We start from the raw sequence: 18,394 nt of genomic DNA, 5'->3' as shown, positions 1-18,394 counted from the left end.
AATTTATGTCTCGTTCCCGTAGGTTGTTCCTAGGGTTTTTTAGTGTGGCGGCCCGATCGACACATCGCCGGAAAGAAAACAGTCGCAACTAGGATCGAGGCGCACCGAGAGGAAGATTTGCCGGCGTTTTCTGGGCGGGGGCGATCGACCTTGAGGAGTGCAGAAATCACCAGAAATCAACGTTTAAAAGTCATTACGTACAAAAAAAGTATTCATTTCGGGCAATTGACAACTATATAGCATAGTGAAAGCGCCTATTTGAAAGCTTGAGCCCGGCCCGTGACTTGTAAATCCCAGGCTAAGCCAAGTTACGATGAGAATTATTAGTTTTTGTCCCTCTTGGCAAATCAGGCAATTTTTGCCCGTGATGCCCCTAGCTATGTTAGGAGAGGAAGCGGTACGCCCCGCCCCGCTTCCGAACCGTCGCCAAGACAAAAATGCTTGATGCCGATCGTGTTTGCGGGGATGAGGTATTCAGCGGGAGTTGTTAAATATGAGTTTATCTTTTAAGCAGTTGACGCTTTATGTGACTTTGCTGTCGATCGGGGGAGGCATCGGATGGTTGGGGAATCGCTATCTGCAAGGCTCAAACAATCTGGAAACCGGATTGGTTTTGCCCGTGGTGCGCCAGCAAATCCCACCCTATGCGTCTCCTCCTGTTCAGTCCAATCGCCCAGTCGATCGCAGCAATCCCAATTTTATTGCAGAAGCAGCCGAAAAAGTCGGCCCCGCTGTCGTGCGGATTGACGCATCGACTAAGGTGACGAATCAAGTGCCCGAAGCTTTCAAAAATCCTTTGTTTCGCAGGTTTTTTGGGGACAATTTGCCGCAGCCGGAAGAACGCATCAAGCGCGGTACCGGTTCGGGGTTTATTCTCACTGCTGATGGCCGCATCGTGACTAATGCTCACGTCGTCTCTGGGACGGATACTGTTAAGGTAACGCTCAAAGATGGGCGCGAGTTTGAGGGTAAGGTGCAGGGAGTCGATCCGCTGACGGATGTTGCTGTTGTGAAAATTAATGGCAAGGAACTGCCGCAAGTGGCTTTGGGGCGATCGGACAATATTGTACCGGGACAGTGGGCGATCGCGATCGGCAATCCTTTAGGTCTCGACAATACCGTGACTGTAGGCATTATCAGCGCCACGGGTAGAACCAGTTCCCAAGTCGGCATCCCCGACAAACGAGTCCGCTTCATCCAAACCGACGCCGCCATCAACCCCGGCAATTCAGGCGGCCCGCTACTCAACGACCAAGGCGAAGTAATTGGCATCAATACTGCCATTCGCGCCGACGCTCAAGGCTTGGGATTTGCAATTCCGATTGAAACCGCAAAACGAGTTGCCGATCAGTTATTCGCCAAAGGGAAAGCCGAACATCCCTATCTCGGCATTCAAATGCTCAGCTTGACTCCCGCCACCAAGGCAGAAGTTAACAAACAGCTCGATAATAAAATTACGATCGATCAAGGCGTAGCCGTGACGCGAGTCATGGAAAATTCCCCCGCTCAAAAAGCCGACCTGCGGGCCGGAGATGTCATTCAAAAAGTTGACGGAATTGCGGTCAACACTCCTGGAGACGTGCAAGAACGGGTGGAAAACACATCTGTCGGCAAAGAACTCGAAGTGGAAATTAACCGTTTGGGTCAAGTTCAGAAACTGAAAGTACGTCCGGGTGCTTTTCCCCTATCCGGTAGCCCCGCGGGTGGTTAGTTGCCACGGTGGAGGTTGAAAGATGCACCAGATGCTCGATCGATAATCGGACAAAACTAATTACACAAAAGATTTTGACGCTGACAAAGCTTTCAGGTGAGATTTTATGTAATTAATTCTGTACAACTACTGATCGGGCGAGATTCCGGCTCTGGGACAGAGTTGATTTGTTTTCTAGGAAAAATGAGCGCAATTGCGCTCATTTTTCCTAGAGAGGATTTAAAACTCAGCTTTGAGGAACCAAAATAATTATGTATTCTGAGTCCTAAATGCTTCTGCCTTTGAGGAGCAGTAATCGGACAAGATTAACTACACAAAGGATTTTGACGCTGACAAAGCTTTCAGGTGAGATTTTATGTAATTAATTCTGTACAACTACCGGGGCGAGGTTCCTGCTGTGGGAGAGAGTTGATTTTTTTTCTAGGAAAAGTGAGCGCAATTGCGCTCACTTTTCCTAGAGAGGATTTAAAACTCAGCTTTGAGGAACCAAAATAATTATGTATTCTGAGTTCTCAAGGCGAATGCCTTTGACGATCGGCAATCAAACAAGATTAGTTACAAAGAGGCTTTTGACGCTGACAAGGCTTTTAGGTGAGACTTGATGTAATTAATTCTGTACAACTACTTAGTTCTGGACGCAAAAACCGGGTTTTTCTACCAAAATCCTCCGTGTATCGCGAGGAATATAGGATCAAAACCCGGTTTCTTAATTCCCTGTCTGTCCAGGAATGTTTATTTTTTCAACAACTTTCATCTTTCTCGCTTCCCCAACCCGTTGATCTTTTTACTGATCTTTGGGAGATTTTGGTTTAATCGAGCTGGTGCTTGCTAAATTTTCTTCTAGCTGCATCCTCTGCTCCATTTGCCTCAGAAAATAGCCTGTCATCATCGCTGAAGCTAGCAAACCTGCTAAGTTTTCGCGGTCAGTGGTAATCTCAACGTTAAAATTGTCCGAAGGCAAGACGCCGACAAGTCCTTGAACGTTATGAGAGATAATTTCTCTGATTTCAGGGCTGGCGGACTTGGCGATGCGGGCTAGAACCTCCGGGGATTGGTGTTGGAGGTACTTCAGAAGTGGATTGACTGCGGTTTGTTGGGCATTGTCCCGGTCAAAGTCAGGGTGAAAAACCATTTGGCGATTCTTAATTTCTGGCTTGCTACATTCTACTTCAAACTACTCCTCATTGCTTGGGTACAAATTTGCCTGAAAGTCAATTTGCAATTGTTTGGGCAGTTGGTCTACTTGAAAGTACCGGTGAAATTTATCGGTAACTTGTAGCCAGTACGATCGCCCATCCGTTGGCTTCCGTTTCCGCACGAAACCCATTTCTACCAGTTCCTGCACCTGTTGGTAAGCTCCTGAACCCCTCAAATTAACTAAATCTGGCTGCGCGATGCCGCCTTTGAGGGCGATCGCCGCCAGCGTCCGCAAAGCCCCAACACCTAATTCGGGAGGTATTAAAGTTTGCATTAAACTCGCAAACTCGTCTCTCAGTTGCAGGCTGTATCCCGTTGGGGTTTCGACGACTTCTAATGCACTGTCGCGGTGGGAAGAGTCAGACATGAGTTCGATGATGGCGTCTTCGGCTTCAGATCGATCGCACTTGGCAATCTCAGCAATTTCTGCGATCGACACCGGCTGACCTTTGAGGTAAAGTATAGCTTCTATTGTTGTGGCTAAGCGAGTCATTTAGGAATTAGTAATTGGGAATTAAGACGTTGAAGTGAGAATGATTTAGTTATCTAGAAAATAAGTCGGAAGGATTTATACCAAATCCTACTCTGTTTCCTAGTCCGCGGAGGCGGACTTCGTTTGTGTAGTAGCGATTTCAATCGCCGAGTCTATTTAGCAATTAGCGATCGATCAATCTAGTAGTAGCGATTTCAATCGCCGAGTCTATTTAGCAATTAGCGATCGCTCAATCTAACTGTCTGCCAGTCAATTCTACAAAAATATCCTCTAAATTAGAAGCACGAACCATCATCCCAGTCTTATCATCTTTGGCATCCAGATAAAAATTAGCTTCTTCCAGAGTCGGGAAAAACTTGTATTCCCAGCGATCGCCAATTTGCTTCATCACCAACCCTTGACCGTGTTCCTGCCGCAATTGCGCCAACGTTCCCAGTTTAATTAACTTACCGCCATCCATAATCCCGATGCGATCGCACAAATACTCAACTTCATCCATATAATGCGTAGTCAACAGCATCGTCATTCCCTGCTTATTCAAATCTAGAATAATTTCCCACAACCGGCGGCGCGTTTGCGGGTCTAACCCTACAGTCGGTTCATCCAAAAACAAGATTTCCGGCTCATGCAAAAGTGCTCTGGCAATTTGCAACCTCCGCTTCATTCCACCCGACAAAGTTTTTACTAAATCATCTCGCCTTTCTGCTAATTCTACATATCCCAACCACTGTTTAATCAACTGTTGCCGCTTCGGATTTGGAATGTGGTGCATCCGCCCGTGAAACTCCATATTTTCCCAGACGGAAAGCTCAGTATCAACGCTGGTTTGTTGCAGTACAACACCGATGGACTGTTTCACTTCCAAGCTTTGGCGCATCACGTCATATCCAGCTACCTGAATTTGACCGCTGCTGGGTTTTGTCAGCGTAGTCAGCATCCGAATTGTCGTCGATTTCCCAGCACCGTTGGGGCCCAGGAGACCGAACATTTCTCCGGCTTCAATTGTGAAGGAAAGGTCATTTACAACGGGGATTTTGTTGTATATTTTGCAGGCGTTTTGCAGGGAAACAGCGGCAGTCATAGGTATTTCGGTATATTTTGGTGTAAATAATGGTCTTTATTTTCAGTCATATCAAACCCCATAGTATCGAAATTATACTATAGTCTCGTTCGCGATAACCGCTTGCGAGCGGGACGGCACTAAACTCAGAAAAAGATGATTCGGATGTTACGGCAAACTATATCATTCCTGGATGCAGAAGCCTGGTGCGATCGATGGTACTGATAGAATAACACCCGAGTTTCTCTGGTATTTGGGCACGACTTTTGTGAGCGTAACTAATCTCTGGAGCGTCCGCATCTAAGATGCTGATTTTTTTTACTGCTGGTAGCGCCTACTTATTGCGGTTGAGTTAAGTCAGGTTTCAGTTCCATGATGCGTTTGTCAAGCTGCCGGGCGGCTGAACTCATTGTGATAGCCGGTTTCTTGCCGTTGAGATACATAAGCATCAAAAAACTTACTATTTTTCCACGCCGAAATACCGCGAATTCGGCATTGACAGGTTTGCCTTGTATTGTTCCTTTGCTTGTCCACGCCCCCGATATCTCGCCAATTCGATCTTCTAGGGTTAAAGGAGTAACATTAGGAAAGTGATCTTCTGGGCTACCACCGTTTAAACTTTTTGAGAACTCTTGTGCAAAATTCCCTTTACGGATTTCTGCATCAAATTGAGCTAGCTCGATCGGGTCGGGAATTTGCATTGTAAACCCGATGATTGATTGAAACTGCTCCTCATCGCTCTTTTGATAACCAAACAGGCTTGCTGGTTTAAGGCTAGCGAGATCGCTGGTCAGTTTTTTCATAGCCGCAGTTGGCATCTCTTTAAAACCTGCGGGCAAGTCTTGTAAAGTGAGGACTAAGCCGGACAAGTCCGCTGGGGGAGTTGGAATATCGGCAGACAGAGTATTGCTGCGATCGATCGCTGGAGTTGCGATCGACACTTTGCCAAATCCATCGCCCAATGCAGCACTAATTAGCAAACACACCAAGAACACAACTTTTTTTTTCATTACTTCACCCTGTTGCGATGACCGATTACCAACCTCTACCTCACTCTACCCCAAAGCACTGGCTTTTATTCTGCCACTTCTAATTCCTCTAATTCCTGCGTAGACTGCCATCCAGCTTGCCAGAGCGATCGGTCTTTAAGCTGTTGGGCGTTCAGCCAGAAACGGACATTCGGATCGCAAGATGCCACCATTTCTGCAAATACCCATTTACCTTCGTTTTTGCGGTTGACTACTTGAAAGTGGCGCCACCCCCAATTTTTTTGGTGAGAAGTCCATCGAGAACCAACTAAATAAGGAAATTTTTGTTTCTTAGGCACAGTATTTTTGTTGATAAATATATGAGAAAGCCAGTTTATGATAATAACTCCTGATGTTTGACGATCCCAATTCCAGATTCGCACCAGCGAGAATCTTCTCTCGCTGTGTCACATCACACACAATCTTTCGCTGAGCTGGAGCTGACTAGAGAGTTCAGCTAAACTATGTCTGTAAGTAGATGCGTTTATTGTAAATTGAAGTATTTTAGCCTCCGAGTTCAAAAGTAAGGGCAGTTCAGTGACTGCCCCTGTAATTAGTTATACCTATTGAATAGGATTGATTTTTCAGCCGCTCCACAAAAAGCAAATTTATGCAGCACGAGCTAAATCGTAAATCTCAAATCTAAAAGCAAATAACCCAGGTTATAGTTGTGCGCAATAATCCGTTCTGCGAAACTTACTCAAATCTACTTTTCCAGCAGGTTTGACGTTCATTTCCTATTTTACCAAAGCGGTAGGCCGCTTCTTGTCCGCAGGCGTTTTTTCGGGCCCAACTGTCCCTACAAACATTTTTTCAATCTCAATCGTGTCTCATTGACGCTGTACAGCTCAATAAAAAAGCACTTTTAGGCAAGATTGACTAATTTATGTGATGCTGTCGCTACCCCTTAATTACTTCCGTGTGAAGGCTTGTGCCCCGATAAATCCATAGGAAGTTGGGGAAGCCGGAGTCGCACTGCATTTGTTTGCAACCAGAGAGTGATGGCGTGCTTCCGCTGTGGAGTCACGTACTCTCCAGGTCTGATGACGCCAGCACAGACGCCGATGTTTTTAATAAGGGTTTCTCGCTCCGATGAACTTGCACCCTGTAGCAACCTGACTTGGGCTTTGATAAAATCTACGTTCATAGCAGAAAGTAAAAGTAACTAAAGAACTCAGTTAAATAGCGATGCTTTGGTTCCAATTGTAACTCTAAAACCACTTGGTACGAATCAAATTGATTCAACATCCCCAGGATGGGGATCGGAGCGTCTAGAGCTAGCCAACTTTATTTACTTTATCTGTTTTTGCTGGCAAAAGTGTCACTATGCTAGCAGTTTTGGCAGAATTATTTATAGTTAAGAACTGTTACAAATTTGGGTCACCTCCCACAATAATGCAGAGTTTAGTGCTAACGCTACTTTCCAGAACTCAAAAAGTTTAGCATTGTCTCCAGATCCTTGGCTTCCTAGGTTCTACCAGAAAGAATTGGTTTGAAGCCGGAACCCTTGTAGGGAGAAATTAAAATCAGGCTATTGATTACTCCAATCCTCTTCCTTCCAGGTAAAGGTCGCCCTCAAGCAGTCAACTGTCAACTGTCAACTGTCAACTGAACCTCCCCCATGGGGAAGGGAACAGCCGAACATTCCTCTTGGATCGCCCTCCTTAACACCCAGACACTCTCACCTCACCCTATTGATTTAACTCAGCCCCTATGGCTCGCTGGCGACTATAACTTAAGGCGTACGTGTTGTCACCTGGGCTACCATAAGCAAGCAAGTTTTGATCGTTGTTTCTCAATCATATATTTTTTGGCTTTTCTTGAAAAGCCCTGATTTGTGTTAATTAAGGCAGCTTTGTGATGTCCGCGCCAACTAAGACTCGCAACTTACGAATCCAGACATTTTCCGCTCTGTGGCGGTGCATTTGTTTTCTAAATTTATTGGGGACGATCGCACATTGACTAGAATTGCCAGTAAGAGTCATTTTGTATAATCCATAACATAAGCTGTTTGGCATTGAAATTGCATATTCGGAACGATGCTCAGAGCAACGTCCCACAAGACTTGGATTGATTTTTGACGCACAATTTAAATGTAGAACAGCTTATCTGTCAATTGTAATAATTTAAAAACAGCACAATTTCCAACACTTTTCCCATCGTCGCGCGCTCCTAACAGCCAAAAATATCGGTAAAGTAAATCAACCTTGCATAGCTGCGCTGCCCAGGTTTAGGGCGCAGATATTGCCTTCACGGTCTGTGTTTAATAGCAGTGATATATCGCCCAATTTGCTAGTTGCTCAAGTTGAGAGCGAGTATAAATTAAGCAGCTAAGCTGAAGCAAGCAAATCCGCAGCCTAAATGTTTGAATTAGAGATAAAAACAGACTTATTTAGAAGTAGCGCCTCAACATTATTTGAGCATCTAAAAACGTCGCTGCCGCCATACTTCCGGTAAAAACAAACACTGAGTTTTTGACGGTACAGGGGCTGGTTGATAGAGTTCTAAGAGGTGAATTAAAGGTATTAATTAACCCGCAACTACGAGATATTTCAATATCCAAAAACTCCGAGACGGCACAGTAGATAAAATCCCCCGCCGCCTGAGCTGCGAAGGGGAAATGGTGAATAAATTTATTGTTTTAAATTATCGATGTGTAGGTGTCCTCTTGAAGTGTCAAGAGGCATAGAGCGAGCGTTATCAGCTTTTTAGCCAAGATAATTCCCGATAATGAACCGGGAAATTATCTTAGCTAAATCAACCTTTTTTCTGGCGTTGCAGCTTAGTTTTCCAATTAGCGATCGCCGCCTGTGCTGGCTGATAACTCTGCGTACCAGACGGCACCAGCGAAGCAGCTTCAACAGCCTCTTTCAGCTTTCCTTGAGAGCCGCGCAACTGAGCAATTTTGAGAATAGTTTCGCTCCACTCTCCAATCAACTGTTGAGCTTCTTCATACTTCGGCTGACCGGGCTGAATTTTATTGGCTTGCTGGATGCTTTTACTGTAAGAAGAGGCAGCCCCGCGCTTAATTTGGCTCGAAGCCGCCGATAGCAAGGCAGTATTTACTTGCTGCTCTTTAGATAAATTATCCCACTGAGCGATCGCCTGTTTCGACTGATTGTAAACAGCTTGATTCACATCAGGCATCAATTTAGCCGCGCCGATCGCCCCCTGGAAATTGCCCCGAGCAGCCCGCCCGTTAGCGATATCCAAAATCGTCAAACTCCAGCGCTCAATATCCTGCTGAGCCTGCGGGTAGAGCGGATCGCTAGCCGGAATCGTCCGAGCCTTAACCACCGCTTTATTAAAACTAGAAGCCGAACCATCCTTGAGGAAAGTTTTCGCCTCAGCCCACACCTGCTGGCTCGACGGCGGCTGCTTGGTTCCAGTCCCTGCTTGCACCGCCTGCGGTTGGTTCTGTGGCACTCCAGCACCAGCAGATTTTTGAGGCCCAGCGTTTTGAGCATTCTCAGCAGGCGATCGCGGATCTCCATCCTGCTGGCCGATAAAAATTGACCTGTTCGTCACAAAAACACCCAACAGCAGCAGCAAAGCCGTAGCTCCACTCCACAAAATTAGCTGCTGCAAAAACGATTTGTCCGACGCCCCGTTATCGGCATCCTCCGGAGGCGGCAAGTTGGGTCGATCGTCCGCCCCACCTGTTGTTGGACCCACAGTATTCTGCCGATCGATCGGCTGCCTCTCAACCGGGGCATCAATCGCGTTGCGAACTGCCGGAGGCAGCTCGATTCGAGCCGTAGCCGCCGCCATTTGCGGGCGATCGAACTCATCAGCCGCACCAACAGCCATATTGCCGTTGCGTCCGGCCAACGCAGCAGTTGCCACCCCAGCAGTGTCCGGCAAAATCACCAAATGAGCCTTTCCCGGAGGATTCACCACCATCAAAGGTTCTTGTTTGGGACGCAAATGGTGGTCGCACAGCTCCGGTAGTCGATCGCTCAAGAAACGGTCTAAACCCTTAAGCGTCGTGCACTGTCCCGATCGCAGCCCCTCCAACAGCGCCGTCGTAAAAAATCCTTGACGCAGAGCAGAAGTTTCCCGCGAAACTTGATTCGGGCGGCAAGAAAGCACCGTCGGGATTTCCAGTGCCCGCGCCAGCTCTGCCGTTTGAGTGCCGATCGTTTCCCCCGCTTTCACAATCTGGCTGCGGTTCATATCAACCAGCACCAACACCGTTTCCGTCGGAGCATTTTTCAGAGTATTCAACAGCAACTCTACCGGAATCCCCGTACCCTGAATATCCGCCGGATTGCCGTCAACCGGCATCAAATAATCCTTGCCTTCATAGCTAACACCGTAGCCGCTAAAAAAACACCAGAGTAAATCTCCCTGTTGCAGGTGTTCCGCGCACAGGCTTTGGGTCAACCTCAGAATATTTTCCCGATTCGGATACGTTGATTGACCCCACAGCGACGGCGAACTATCCGTCATCAGCAGACATCCATCCGGCGCAAAATCAGCCTCCTCAGTCAAAAAAGTGTGCAGTGCCTCTGCATCCTCTTGGGCATAACTCAAAGGCTGGAGTAACTGATATTGATTGATGCCGATCGCAATACAAGCGTGATGTTTCATCCCCATATGCCCTATATATATAGTGAACAGCTTGCACAAAACGATAACACATCGCCGTTTAACGTTATACGCACTTTTGCCTCCGAGCGTCAGATAGCAATTGTCCGAAGGCAGAACTCCCAAAAAGCGCCTAAATTCAGCATCTTAAAATTTTCACATCTTAAATATTGCAGTAAAAAATTATACCCTCTGCCTGTATTCATAAAAATGACGTTAAATTGGATACACAGGCCTGTCTACTTGTTCTATTTGACCATATTTTTCCCCAACTACACCAAAAAGGAGTAACCCGCTAAATGGTCTCTACCGCCCAAAAAGAAATCTCCACCCACAGCGAATCGCTACTCAAGCAAAAGCATCCTAAAAATCACGGCCATTATCGGTTTCAGGATTTTTTTGCCTTCGATCGCCAGTTTGGTACAATTAACGACTGGAACGAGTCGCGCAACATTTTCACCAGCGAAGACTTCATCATCGGTTTGGTGGAGGGACTCGAAGAAGAAGTAGGCCCGGCTTCCTCTGTGATCATGTATACTATTGGTTGCCAGTGGGGGCTGCAAGATGCAGAATTTTTTCAAAAATGGTTTAGCGCCGAATTCAGCCAAAACATTCGCCAGTCGAATCTCATGTTTCTGCTAGAAACTTGGTGGTGGCCTTTCACTGCTCAAGGTTGGGGTCGCTGGGAAGTAGACATGAGCGATCGCAAACACGGCTGCATCTTCATCAACCTCTTCGACTCAGCAGTTGCTCGCACCTTGGGCGACGTGGGCAAACCAGTTTGTCACCTATACGCCGGTTTGTACGCCGGTTTCTTCGGATCTCTAGTCAAAAAGCCTCTGAGTTGCATAGAACTCCAATGTTATTCCATGGGAGAAACCTATTGTAAATTCCTCCTCGGCAACCCAGATAAAATTGATGCCGCAGCATTCTGGCTCAACGAAGGTGCCAACGCCCGCGATATTGAAAATCGACTACAACAAGGTGAAATATTGCGGTAAACAACCTGGAAAGGCACATCACCTGCCCTGCCTTTCCTCCCACCAATTTCGCTATGTATAGTGACGGTGGGCCTATCCAGGCAGGAAGAAAGATGAAAAGTCAAACTTCATGGTTGGACAAGTCTGTCCAAGAATTCTTTGGTCACTATAATTGGCTGGGAAAACCTTTAGAAACCCAAAATGGCTCGACTCCCGGTCAAGTGCTGACTTTAACCCGATCCGTAGCAGACTTTTTTCAAGCTATTTCTTGGGAAGGAACTCCCGAAGTGGGCGCCCGGCCCCTACCGCCACCCTTGCCAGTAATTTCTATTTCTGAACCCGCAGAAGTCACCATTGACGACCTATTCGACCTGTTTTAATCTGTCCTGGCAATGGCAAACGAAAAATAGTGCAATCCCTGTTCCCTCTTCTTCATTCCTTCTTCCTTCTTCCTTCTTCCTTCTTCCTTCCTTTTATCAATTACCGATTACCACTTAATTAAAATCATGCACCCTGAGATTGAGGCGCTGCTGGATCAGGCAGAAAATCGCTTTTTAAAAGGCGAAGAACTCATAGCTTTTAAACGTCAAATTGCCACCCTGTCCCAGCGCTTAAAAATTTACGAATTTTTGCGAGAGAAGGAAGCAAGCATCTTCCAACCAGTAGCCAACAAGCTACAAGAAACATTCCCCGACGAAAAAGAAGAAACCTTAGAACGATCGCTCAAACACTGGCTGTTAGTCTTGCGCTACAGCTCTATGGCCATGCTGCTGAACGATCGAGATTTTCTCGAACAGCGACTCCTCGACTGGGTTTCTGGCATAGTCGAAGCCCACCAAACTCAAAAGATCGAAGCAACTGTTTGCAATCTGCTGCAAACTCGTTTAAAAGAACTACTTTCCGAGCAAGCCCGAGCTATATTGCAACCATTTTTTGACCAAGCAAAGTCAATGATTATTGACCAAGGTAATAAAGAGTAGACAAATTCCCAATTCCCAATTCCCAATTCCCAATTCCCAATTCCCAATTCCCGATTCCCAATTCCCGATTCCCGATTCCCAATTCCCAATTCCCAATTCCCGATGATTAATATTGCCGACTTGCTCAAAGAGCCCCGACTCCCTGGAAACTACTTTGCTAGCGATGCCTACGTCCGAGGCGACCTCGAACTCGGCCTGCTGGAAAACCGCCGGGGCGATCGGCTCATAGCGCTCCCAGAAACACTAATTCAAGCCATTTATATCGGCTTAGAACAAGAAACAGGTCAAGCATCCCGCCTCGTGCTTTTCAACTGCGGTCGCTGGTGGGGAAAAAACTTCTACGTGCGTTTTTGCGAAGAAGTCAGCGAATACTATGGCCAGCCAGTTTCCGAAATGGAAATGGTAGAATTTCTTCAGTCCTTGCAACAGTGCTGGAAAACTCACGGATGGGGAACATTTAATTTTGACCCTACCTATTCCGAACAGGGATTTTTAGTAGTAAAAATTGCTAACTCTCTTTTTGCTAAAACAGCTCCCAAAGGGAAGCGACCAGCCTGTTTTTTAGAAGCAGGCATCTTAAGTTCCTTCTTTAGTCAGCTCACAGGTCGAGAACTCCACTGCCTGCAAACCTCCTGCGAATCCTTGGGTTCCGACTGCAACCGCTTTATTTTAGGGCTGCGCGATCGTCTTCAACCGGCAGATTCTCTCGTCGAAGAAGGACAAGATCACGAAGCTGTTATCAGTCAACTTTGCCAAGAAAAAAAATAAATTATTTGATAGCTATTAGTTTATTGCTAATAGCTGTCAAATCGATTAGTCGGTAGCCATTTTATCACCAGACAATCAAAACTGAGAGTTAAATTATAAAAAAGCTACAAAGTTTGAATAACGGGTTTTATCTATCAATAAAAAAACAATTATAACTCGCAGATAGACAATTCATAACTTACCCGATCGACTCACAAAATTCAAAAACTATCACAACCTCAAACTTTTTGCTCGAACTTAATGGACGCCAACGAACTTCTAAATCGATATGCAGCAGGCGAAAGAGATTTTAGACAGGCAAACCTGCGCGGCATTGTGTTGAGTTCGATCGATTTATACCGTTCCAGCGATGCCCCAACTCTACGTTTGGACAACCTTAACGAACACCAGCAGCGACCCTACTTAATCGGTGCCAACCTCAGCGGGGCCGACCTCACCAAAGCCCACCTGAGCCGAGCCAACCTCAGCAAAGCCGACCTCAGCGGAGCCAATCTCACCGGCGCCAACCTGATCGCCGCAAGTCTGAGCGGAGCCAATCTCAGCGGAGCCAATCTCACCGGCGCCAACCTAGCCGGAGCTCACCTGAATTGGGCAAACCTGACAGGAGCAATTCTCCCCAAGGCAAATCTCATCGGAGCAGATATGAGCGCGGCCAACCTTACCAAAGCCAATCTGGGCGAAGCAAATCTCAGTAAAGCCTATCTGATTAAAGCCAATCTCAACGGGGCAAACTTGAAAGATGCAGACTTGAGTCTAGCGAGTCTCAAAGAAGCAGACTTGAGCGAAGTACAGCTTACCGGAGCCGAATTGTCCAAAGCCAACTTAGCCGGAGCCAACTTAACCCGTGCTAACCTCACCAAAGCCAACCTGTTGAAAGCTAACCTCAGGCGAACTAACCTCACTCAAGCCTATTTAAACGGCGCGTGTTTGAGCGAATCAGACATCAGCGAAGCTTGCTTGGACAGAGCCAATTTGTGCAAAGCAGACTTCAGCAAAACCTATTTGAGAAATATTACTTTGAATGGGTGCCACTTAAGCGGTATCAACCTCAGCGGGGCAGATCTGGGCGGTGTAGACTTGAGCCGCAAACTCTTAACTGCAATCAATATGGCAGAGGCATTGTTGAATGAAGCTAACTTCAGCGGTGCTTATCTGATGGAAGCCAACTTGAGCGGGGCCAACCTCAGCAAAGCCAACCTGAGCGGAGCCTACCTGATCAATGCCGACCTTTCTAATTCTTGCTTGCACGAAATTGACTTGAGCAAAGCTAACCTGAGTAAAGCCAACTTGCGGAAAGCTGACTTGACAGGAGCCAACCTCCGGGGAGCCATTCTCACTGAGGCGGATTTGAGGGGAGCGAACTTGATTGGAGCTATTCTTCCTAACGGCACGATTTATAGCCGTTAAGGTGATACCACTCTCCCAAAAGAATGCAATTGTATGCAAATTCTCAGCCTTGATGTAATCAGTAATGGTATGACATCCCCCCTCGATTATTTGCCGAGTACAGTGCGGTTGATGTCCAGAATCGGAATAAATAGGCTGGCTTCTTCCGCAGTCAGATATTGTTTGAGTACCTTTTTCATCACATCGTAGGTCACTGCCGAACTATTTCGAGCTTGAAAAGCGCCTAAAATAGTTTGGAACCAAAGCAGCAGCCGATCGCGCAACCGTTCAGTATCATTAATCAAAAGTGCTGCCGCCGAGTGCCTCAACACCCGCAGAGCATCTACGCGCCACTTTGCCGTCACATCTTGAGACCCCCGGCGAAATAAACTAGGGTCGAGAGACTGCATTTGTGCTTCCACTTGCCGAATAATTTCTTTCTCAGCGGCTTGAATTTTTTTATAAGCACTCATCCGGTGATTTAAAGACTGAAAATAGTCTTTCAAAAATTGAAGTTCTTCAGCGGTGGCGTAGCGTCCATCTGCTTCCGTACTCAAACGCGCAAGTTGGCTCAACATATAACTTTTTTCTTTTGGGCAACAATCTGTTCAAATCCAACATATCAAGTTTTAACTCAATTGGCTGCCTCATCCAATATCTGCAATGATATTAGCGTTGGTAGTTCACCTGCATCACAGGGGATTTAAGCCCCCACCTTTAGGTGGATTGTTTTTAGGCTGGGGCTTAAATCCCCTGCCTAAAAACTTCGCACTCCGAAGTCAACTGTCAACTGTCAACTGTCAACTGTCAACTGTCAACTGTTAAGCTTCTTTAGTCCGAACTAAATACTGTCCTACTTGAAAGCGAGTTTCATTAAGCTGTGTAACGACCGAACGAGTGATCAACTTTCCCGATTCCACAACTACTTGACCCGTAATTGGGTGTAACAAATCTTGCTGGGCCCGGCGGCCGATCAGAGCGCCTACATTTTCAATAGCATTAATGTACATCCCCGCAGGTATCTGTACAACCACACCCTCGCCCATAATTTGAGCCTGACAAGCAAGTCGCGAATTGGCTTTAGCTGTAGTAATGACTTCCAGCGTCCTCCTCTCGCGGCGGTTCACCTCAGACAAGCCTTGCATGCCCTCTTTAATGTAAACGTGGCAGGTAGCGCACATTCCCCGCCCGCCACATTCCTTGAGAACGTCTAAGTCTTTGGAAAGTAAGGCAGCCAGGATGTTCGATCGAGTTTCCACTGCCATTTCTTCGGCAATTGGATCTAGTCTAATAATTTTAACCATATTGATTTTTCATCCTCTCAAGTTCAGTATGCAAGCTTGGGCGATCGAGATATTGAAACCCAAAAAAAATTGGCTGACACTCAAAAACGTTAAGATGGCTTGACAGCATCGGCTTCGGGTTCTAGAACCCAGATTGCATAACCGCTAGCTGTTTTGGTAATCGCTGTTGAGTCCCCCCTATTCCCTAGCTTAGCCGCGATGGCTAAAACCTTAGATGGTTCTTGGACGGCCTTGAAAAAACTGTAATACTCGCGATCGACTAAAATAGCAGCCACAGGTAATTCCAGATCCGGCACCCGAATCCGGCAAGATTGATACTGACTACGAAACTCAAGGATTTTAGTAGGTGCGACCGTGCGATCGATCTGACTCGGCTGAGAATGAACCTGAGATAACATAGCAGTACCTGGCGATCGATTCAAAAATTTGAATTTTTGTCAGAATTCTTTACATATTTTAATACTAGCTCAAGCATTTCCTATAATTAGACCAATGCAACATTCTAAGTACCGCATTTTAGGGCTAGTCGGACAAGGGCAATTTGGTCGAGTCTTTTGTGCCAGTGTTCGAGAAACTCCCGCCAAAGATTCCCGGCTTACCAGCCAACTGGTTGCTCTCAAAGAACTCAGCCATCAAAAAGCCCCAACTAGCGAATTCTTGCGAGAGTTGTGGTTTCTGATCACCTTACAGCACCCCAACATCGTCACCTGCCGAGCTCTAGAACACACAGCTACAGGCAGGTACTTAGTTATGGACTACTGCGAAGGAGGAACCCTCCGCAACCTGCTCAAACAAGACCGCCCCTTGCGGCTGCTCGAAGGTTTGCAGCTAGTCATGGAAGTTTTAGCCGGCCTAGACTACGCCCACCGCCGAGGCGTAGTTCACTGCGACATCAAACCCGAAAATATCCTCCTAACTTTAGGTTCCAAAGGTTGGTCGCCCCGGCTGTCTGACTTTGGCATCGCACGTCGGCTACCAGAAATCGGTACCACTCGCCTCCATCAAGAAATTTCTCCCGACGCTACCGTAGGTTCCCCCGCTTACATGGCCCCAGAGCGGTTTTACGGTCTTTATTCCCCCATGTCAGATATATATGCAGTGGGAATTCTGCTGTTTGAGTTGCTAATGGGCTACCGCCCTTTTGGTGGCACCCCCGGAGACTTAAGGTGGGCGCACCTGAATCAACGCTTGCAGCTTCCCGACGCCATCCCCGAACCTTTGCAAGCAATAGTCAAAAAATCTTTGGAAAAGCTGCCCGCCCGCCGTTTTGCCAGTGCTTCCCAAATGGCTCAAGCTCTGCGGCTGATCATGTACGACCCCGCTGTCAGGCAATTGGGCGACTGCATTGTTCCTTGGGAAAACCCCGCCACCAGTAGCGCTAAAAGTCTGAAGTCGGAAACTGACTCTTTGGCGGAAGTTGAAGAGGAAGAAGCATCAAAGCCGGCGATTAATTTACTTCGGACTGTGCATTATTCAGTTTCGCAGCCAAAGCCCCTGATATTTCCTGCACCGCTGACCGCTTTAATGGCCACTGAAAAGTATCTCTACGCTGCTGTAGGTAAAGAGGTGAAGGTTTGGTGTCAGCCGGAAAAACAGCTAGTCACAGAAGAAATGCCGACTTCTATATCTATATCTATGCCGGAAATAGTACGTGGCATTTTACCTGCTGCTCACGGCTGCTGCGTTCTCACTCCGCAAAAACTTTACTGGCTCAACGATCGTTCTTGGGAGCCTCAGTGCCTGCTGGATATGGGTTTCAGGCAAGGCCCTGATGCTTTTAAAGCTGCTGTTGACTCTCACGACCGCTGGTTGACAGTGGCTGTTCCAGGCGAACTGCGCTTTTATGCTTTAGCCGAAAACAGCTCTGCAGGCGATGGGGAAACAGCCCTGAAGCCGATTGCTACTGTGGCGTTACCGGAACACTATTTACCAGAATTAATGTTTTTGGATGGGCGACACGTCTTAGCAGTTTGGCCGGACAACGAACCAAAAAATCCCCAAACTATTTTTAGAGTTTACACTCGTCGCGGCACGCCGGTGGGTTCTGTGCGCTTGTCTGCCAGCGTCGGACAGATGCTGCTGACACCTGAGCCTTATACTTTGCTAGGAATTCCCCAAGCTGGTAAACCAGCGGTGCTGTTGATGAAATTGTGGCCGCTCAAGGTAGCGCGAATTCCTCTGGAAAGTTTGCCAGTGTCTGCTTGTGTGACTAATTGGGGATGGGTGTTGGCGGATGTTGGGGGGCAGATTCTGGTTTTAAACAGTCAAGGCATTCAAATAGGAAATTTTAGCAGCCCCGTCGCACCCCGGGCGATCGCTCCTTGGGGGAAGACTGGTTTGGTGATTGCTGCCAATACTGAGTCCGAGAGTCACTTGCACTTTTTAGATGTAGATGTTGAGGAGACTCACAGGAGCGATCGAGTATCTAAGGCTGATAACAAGGATAAATGAAGCTGTCTGGGGTTGCTGTAATTAAGGAAAGTGTAGTTGCGGGCGATCGATTTGTGTGGAGCGAGGACTGGCAGGCGGGCGATCGGGTCTAGGGCATACCTCACCCTCCCTCAGTCAAGTAAGCGCCAATGCAGGCACTACTTATATATATCTGGTATATGACCGAGATCAACCAACAACCTGGTGCTGTGATAGTGCAGTGGGGGCGATCGAACCTAACCAAAGCCTGACCTCCGAGTCAGTCCCATGATTTTTCACCTGTGAAGTATTCTACAGAGCTACCAAAAAGCGAATTTGGGGGCAAAAAAGCAGGGACTGCCGCTCAATAGGAATTACCGATGGATACCGGAGCATGGATTAACGCTCTTCAACCCTTGGTGTATATAGGTTTCAAAAAAAGTCAAAAATAGTTTCCCAAAAAGCTTGACAACTCTTGGCGAAATAAG

The 18,394-nt window shown here is 47.0% G+C and carries 18 protein-coding genes; 7 read left to right on the top strand and 11 right to left on the bottom strand.

Annotated features, from left to right (window positions below):
- Nucleotides 1–493: 493 nt before the first annotated feature.
- Nucleotides 494–1,711, top strand: a complete 1,218-nt coding sequence (locus tag QUB68_RS25215; protein WP_332997601.1) for an HhoA/HhoB/HtrA family serine endopeptidase — start codon at nt 494–496, stop codon at nt 1,709–1,711.
- A gap of 784 nt (nt 1,712–2,495) precedes the next feature.
- Here the strand turns inward: QUB68_RS25215 and QUB68_RS25210 are convergent.
- From QUB68_RS25210 to QUB68_RS25175, 8 genes are all read right to left on the bottom strand, one after another.
- Entirely contained in the window at nt 2,496–2,843 is a 348-nt protein-coding gene (locus QUB68_RS25210; RefSeq protein WP_332997599.1) for a DUF760 domain-containing protein, read from the bottom strand.
- 42 nt (nt 2,844–2,885) lie between these two features.
- Nucleotides 2,886–3,401, bottom strand: coding sequence for an SMC-Scp complex subunit ScpB (scpB, locus tag QUB68_RS25205; RefSeq protein ID WP_332997597.1), 516 nt, complete (start codon nt 3,399–3,401; stop codon nt 2,886–2,888).
- Nucleotides 3,402–3,630: 229 nt separating this feature from the next.
- A complete protein-coding gene (locus QUB68_RS25200) occupies nt 3,631–4,482 on the bottom strand; it encodes an ABC transporter ATP-binding protein (RefSeq protein ID WP_332997596.1) in 852 nt (283 codons plus the stop codon).
- A gap of 317 nt (nt 4,483–4,799) precedes the next feature.
- Complete coding sequence (locus QUB68_RS25195) at nt 4,800–5,471, bottom strand: hypothetical protein (protein WP_332997594.1); 672 nt, start codon at nt 5,469–5,471, stop codon at nt 4,800–4,802.
- 65 nt (nt 5,472–5,536) lie between these two features.
- Nucleotides 5,537–5,788, bottom strand: a complete 252-nt coding sequence (locus QUB68_RS25190) for a TIGR02450 family Trp-rich protein (RefSeq protein WP_332997592.1) — start codon at nt 5,786–5,788, stop codon at nt 5,537–5,539.
- A gap of 608 nt (nt 5,789–6,396) precedes the next feature.
- Entirely contained in the window at nt 6,397–6,636 is a 240-nt protein-coding gene (locus QUB68_RS25185) for a hypothetical protein (RefSeq protein WP_194061715.1), read from the bottom strand.
- Nucleotides 6,637–7,333: 697 nt separating this feature from the next.
- Nucleotides 7,334–7,474: a hypothetical protein gene (locus QUB68_RS25180; RefSeq protein WP_332997589.1), complete on the bottom strand. Its 141-nt coding sequence runs from the start codon at nt 7,472–7,474 to the stop codon at nt 7,334–7,336.
- A gap of 772 nt (nt 7,475–8,246) precedes the next feature.
- Complete coding sequence (locus QUB68_RS25175; protein WP_332997587.1) at nt 8,247–10,082, bottom strand: caspase family protein; 1,836 nt, start codon at nt 10,080–10,082, stop codon at nt 8,247–8,249.
- Between the two features lie 296 nt (nt 10,083–10,378).
- On the opposite strand from QUB68_RS25175, the gene QUB68_RS25170 reads away from it, so the two are divergent.
- The 5 genes from QUB68_RS25170 (at nt 10,379) to QUB68_RS25150 (ending at nt 14,214) form a co-directional block, all read left to right on the top strand.
- Nucleotides 10,379–11,080 (top strand): V4R domain-containing protein, encoded by a 702-nt coding sequence (locus QUB68_RS25170; protein WP_332997585.1) that lies wholly within the window; start codon nt 10,379–10,381, stop codon nt 11,078–11,080.
- 92 nt (nt 11,081–11,172) lie between these two features.
- Nucleotides 11,173–11,439 (top strand): hypothetical protein, encoded by a 267-nt coding sequence (locus QUB68_RS25165; protein WP_332997583.1) that lies wholly within the window; start codon nt 11,173–11,175, stop codon nt 11,437–11,439.
- A gap of 126 nt (nt 11,440–11,565) precedes the next feature.
- A complete protein-coding gene (locus QUB68_RS25160; RefSeq protein WP_332997581.1) occupies nt 11,566–12,039 on the top strand; it encodes a phycobilisome protein in 474 nt (157 codons plus the stop codon).
- A 102-nt stretch (nt 12,040–12,141) separates the two neighbouring features.
- Nucleotides 12,142–12,807, top strand: a complete 666-nt coding sequence (locus tag QUB68_RS25155; RefSeq protein ID WP_332997580.1) for a V4R domain-containing protein — start codon at nt 12,142–12,144, stop codon at nt 12,805–12,807.
- A 240-nt stretch (nt 12,808–13,047) separates the two neighbouring features.
- Nucleotides 13,048–14,214, top strand: a complete 1,167-nt coding sequence (locus QUB68_RS25150) for a pentapeptide repeat-containing protein (protein ID WP_332997578.1) — start codon at nt 13,048–13,050, stop codon at nt 14,212–14,214.
- An 86-nt stretch (nt 14,215–14,300) separates the two neighbouring features.
- Here the strand turns inward: QUB68_RS25150 and QUB68_RS25145 are convergent, their stop codons facing one another.
- From QUB68_RS25145 to QUB68_RS25135, 3 genes are all read right to left on the bottom strand, one after another.
- Nucleotides 14,301–14,771 (bottom strand): phycobilisome protein, encoded by a 471-nt coding sequence (locus tag QUB68_RS25145; protein ID WP_332997576.1) that lies wholly within the window; start codon nt 14,769–14,771, stop codon nt 14,301–14,303.
- Between the two features lie 243 nt (nt 14,772–15,014).
- On the bottom strand, nt 15,015–15,497 hold the full coding sequence (locus tag QUB68_RS25140) for a 2Fe-2S iron-sulfur cluster-binding protein (protein WP_332997574.1): 483 nt from the start codon (nt 15,495–15,497) through the stop codon (nt 15,015–15,017).
- An 89-nt stretch (nt 15,498–15,586) separates the two neighbouring features.
- A complete protein-coding gene (locus QUB68_RS25135) occupies nt 15,587–15,895 on the bottom strand; it encodes a hypothetical protein (protein WP_332997572.1) in 309 nt (102 codons plus the stop codon).
- 94 nt (nt 15,896–15,989) lie between these two features.
- On the opposite strand from QUB68_RS25135, the gene QUB68_RS25130 reads away from it, so the two are divergent.
- Nucleotides 15,990–17,948, top strand: a complete 1,959-nt coding sequence (locus tag QUB68_RS25130) for a serine/threonine-protein kinase (RefSeq protein ID WP_332997570.1) — start codon at nt 15,990–15,992, stop codon at nt 17,946–17,948.
- The last annotated feature ends 446 nt before the right edge of the window (nt 17,949–18,394 follow it).

This window comes from Microcoleus sp. A006_D1, assembly GCF_036702805.1.
In the GTDB taxonomy this organism is placed as follows: domain Bacteria; phylum Cyanobacteriota; class Cyanobacteriia; order Cyanobacteriales; family Microcoleaceae; genus Microcoleus.
The sequence above is the reverse complement of the archived record's forward strand: the minus strand, read 5'-3'. Positions and strand labels throughout refer to the sequence as shown.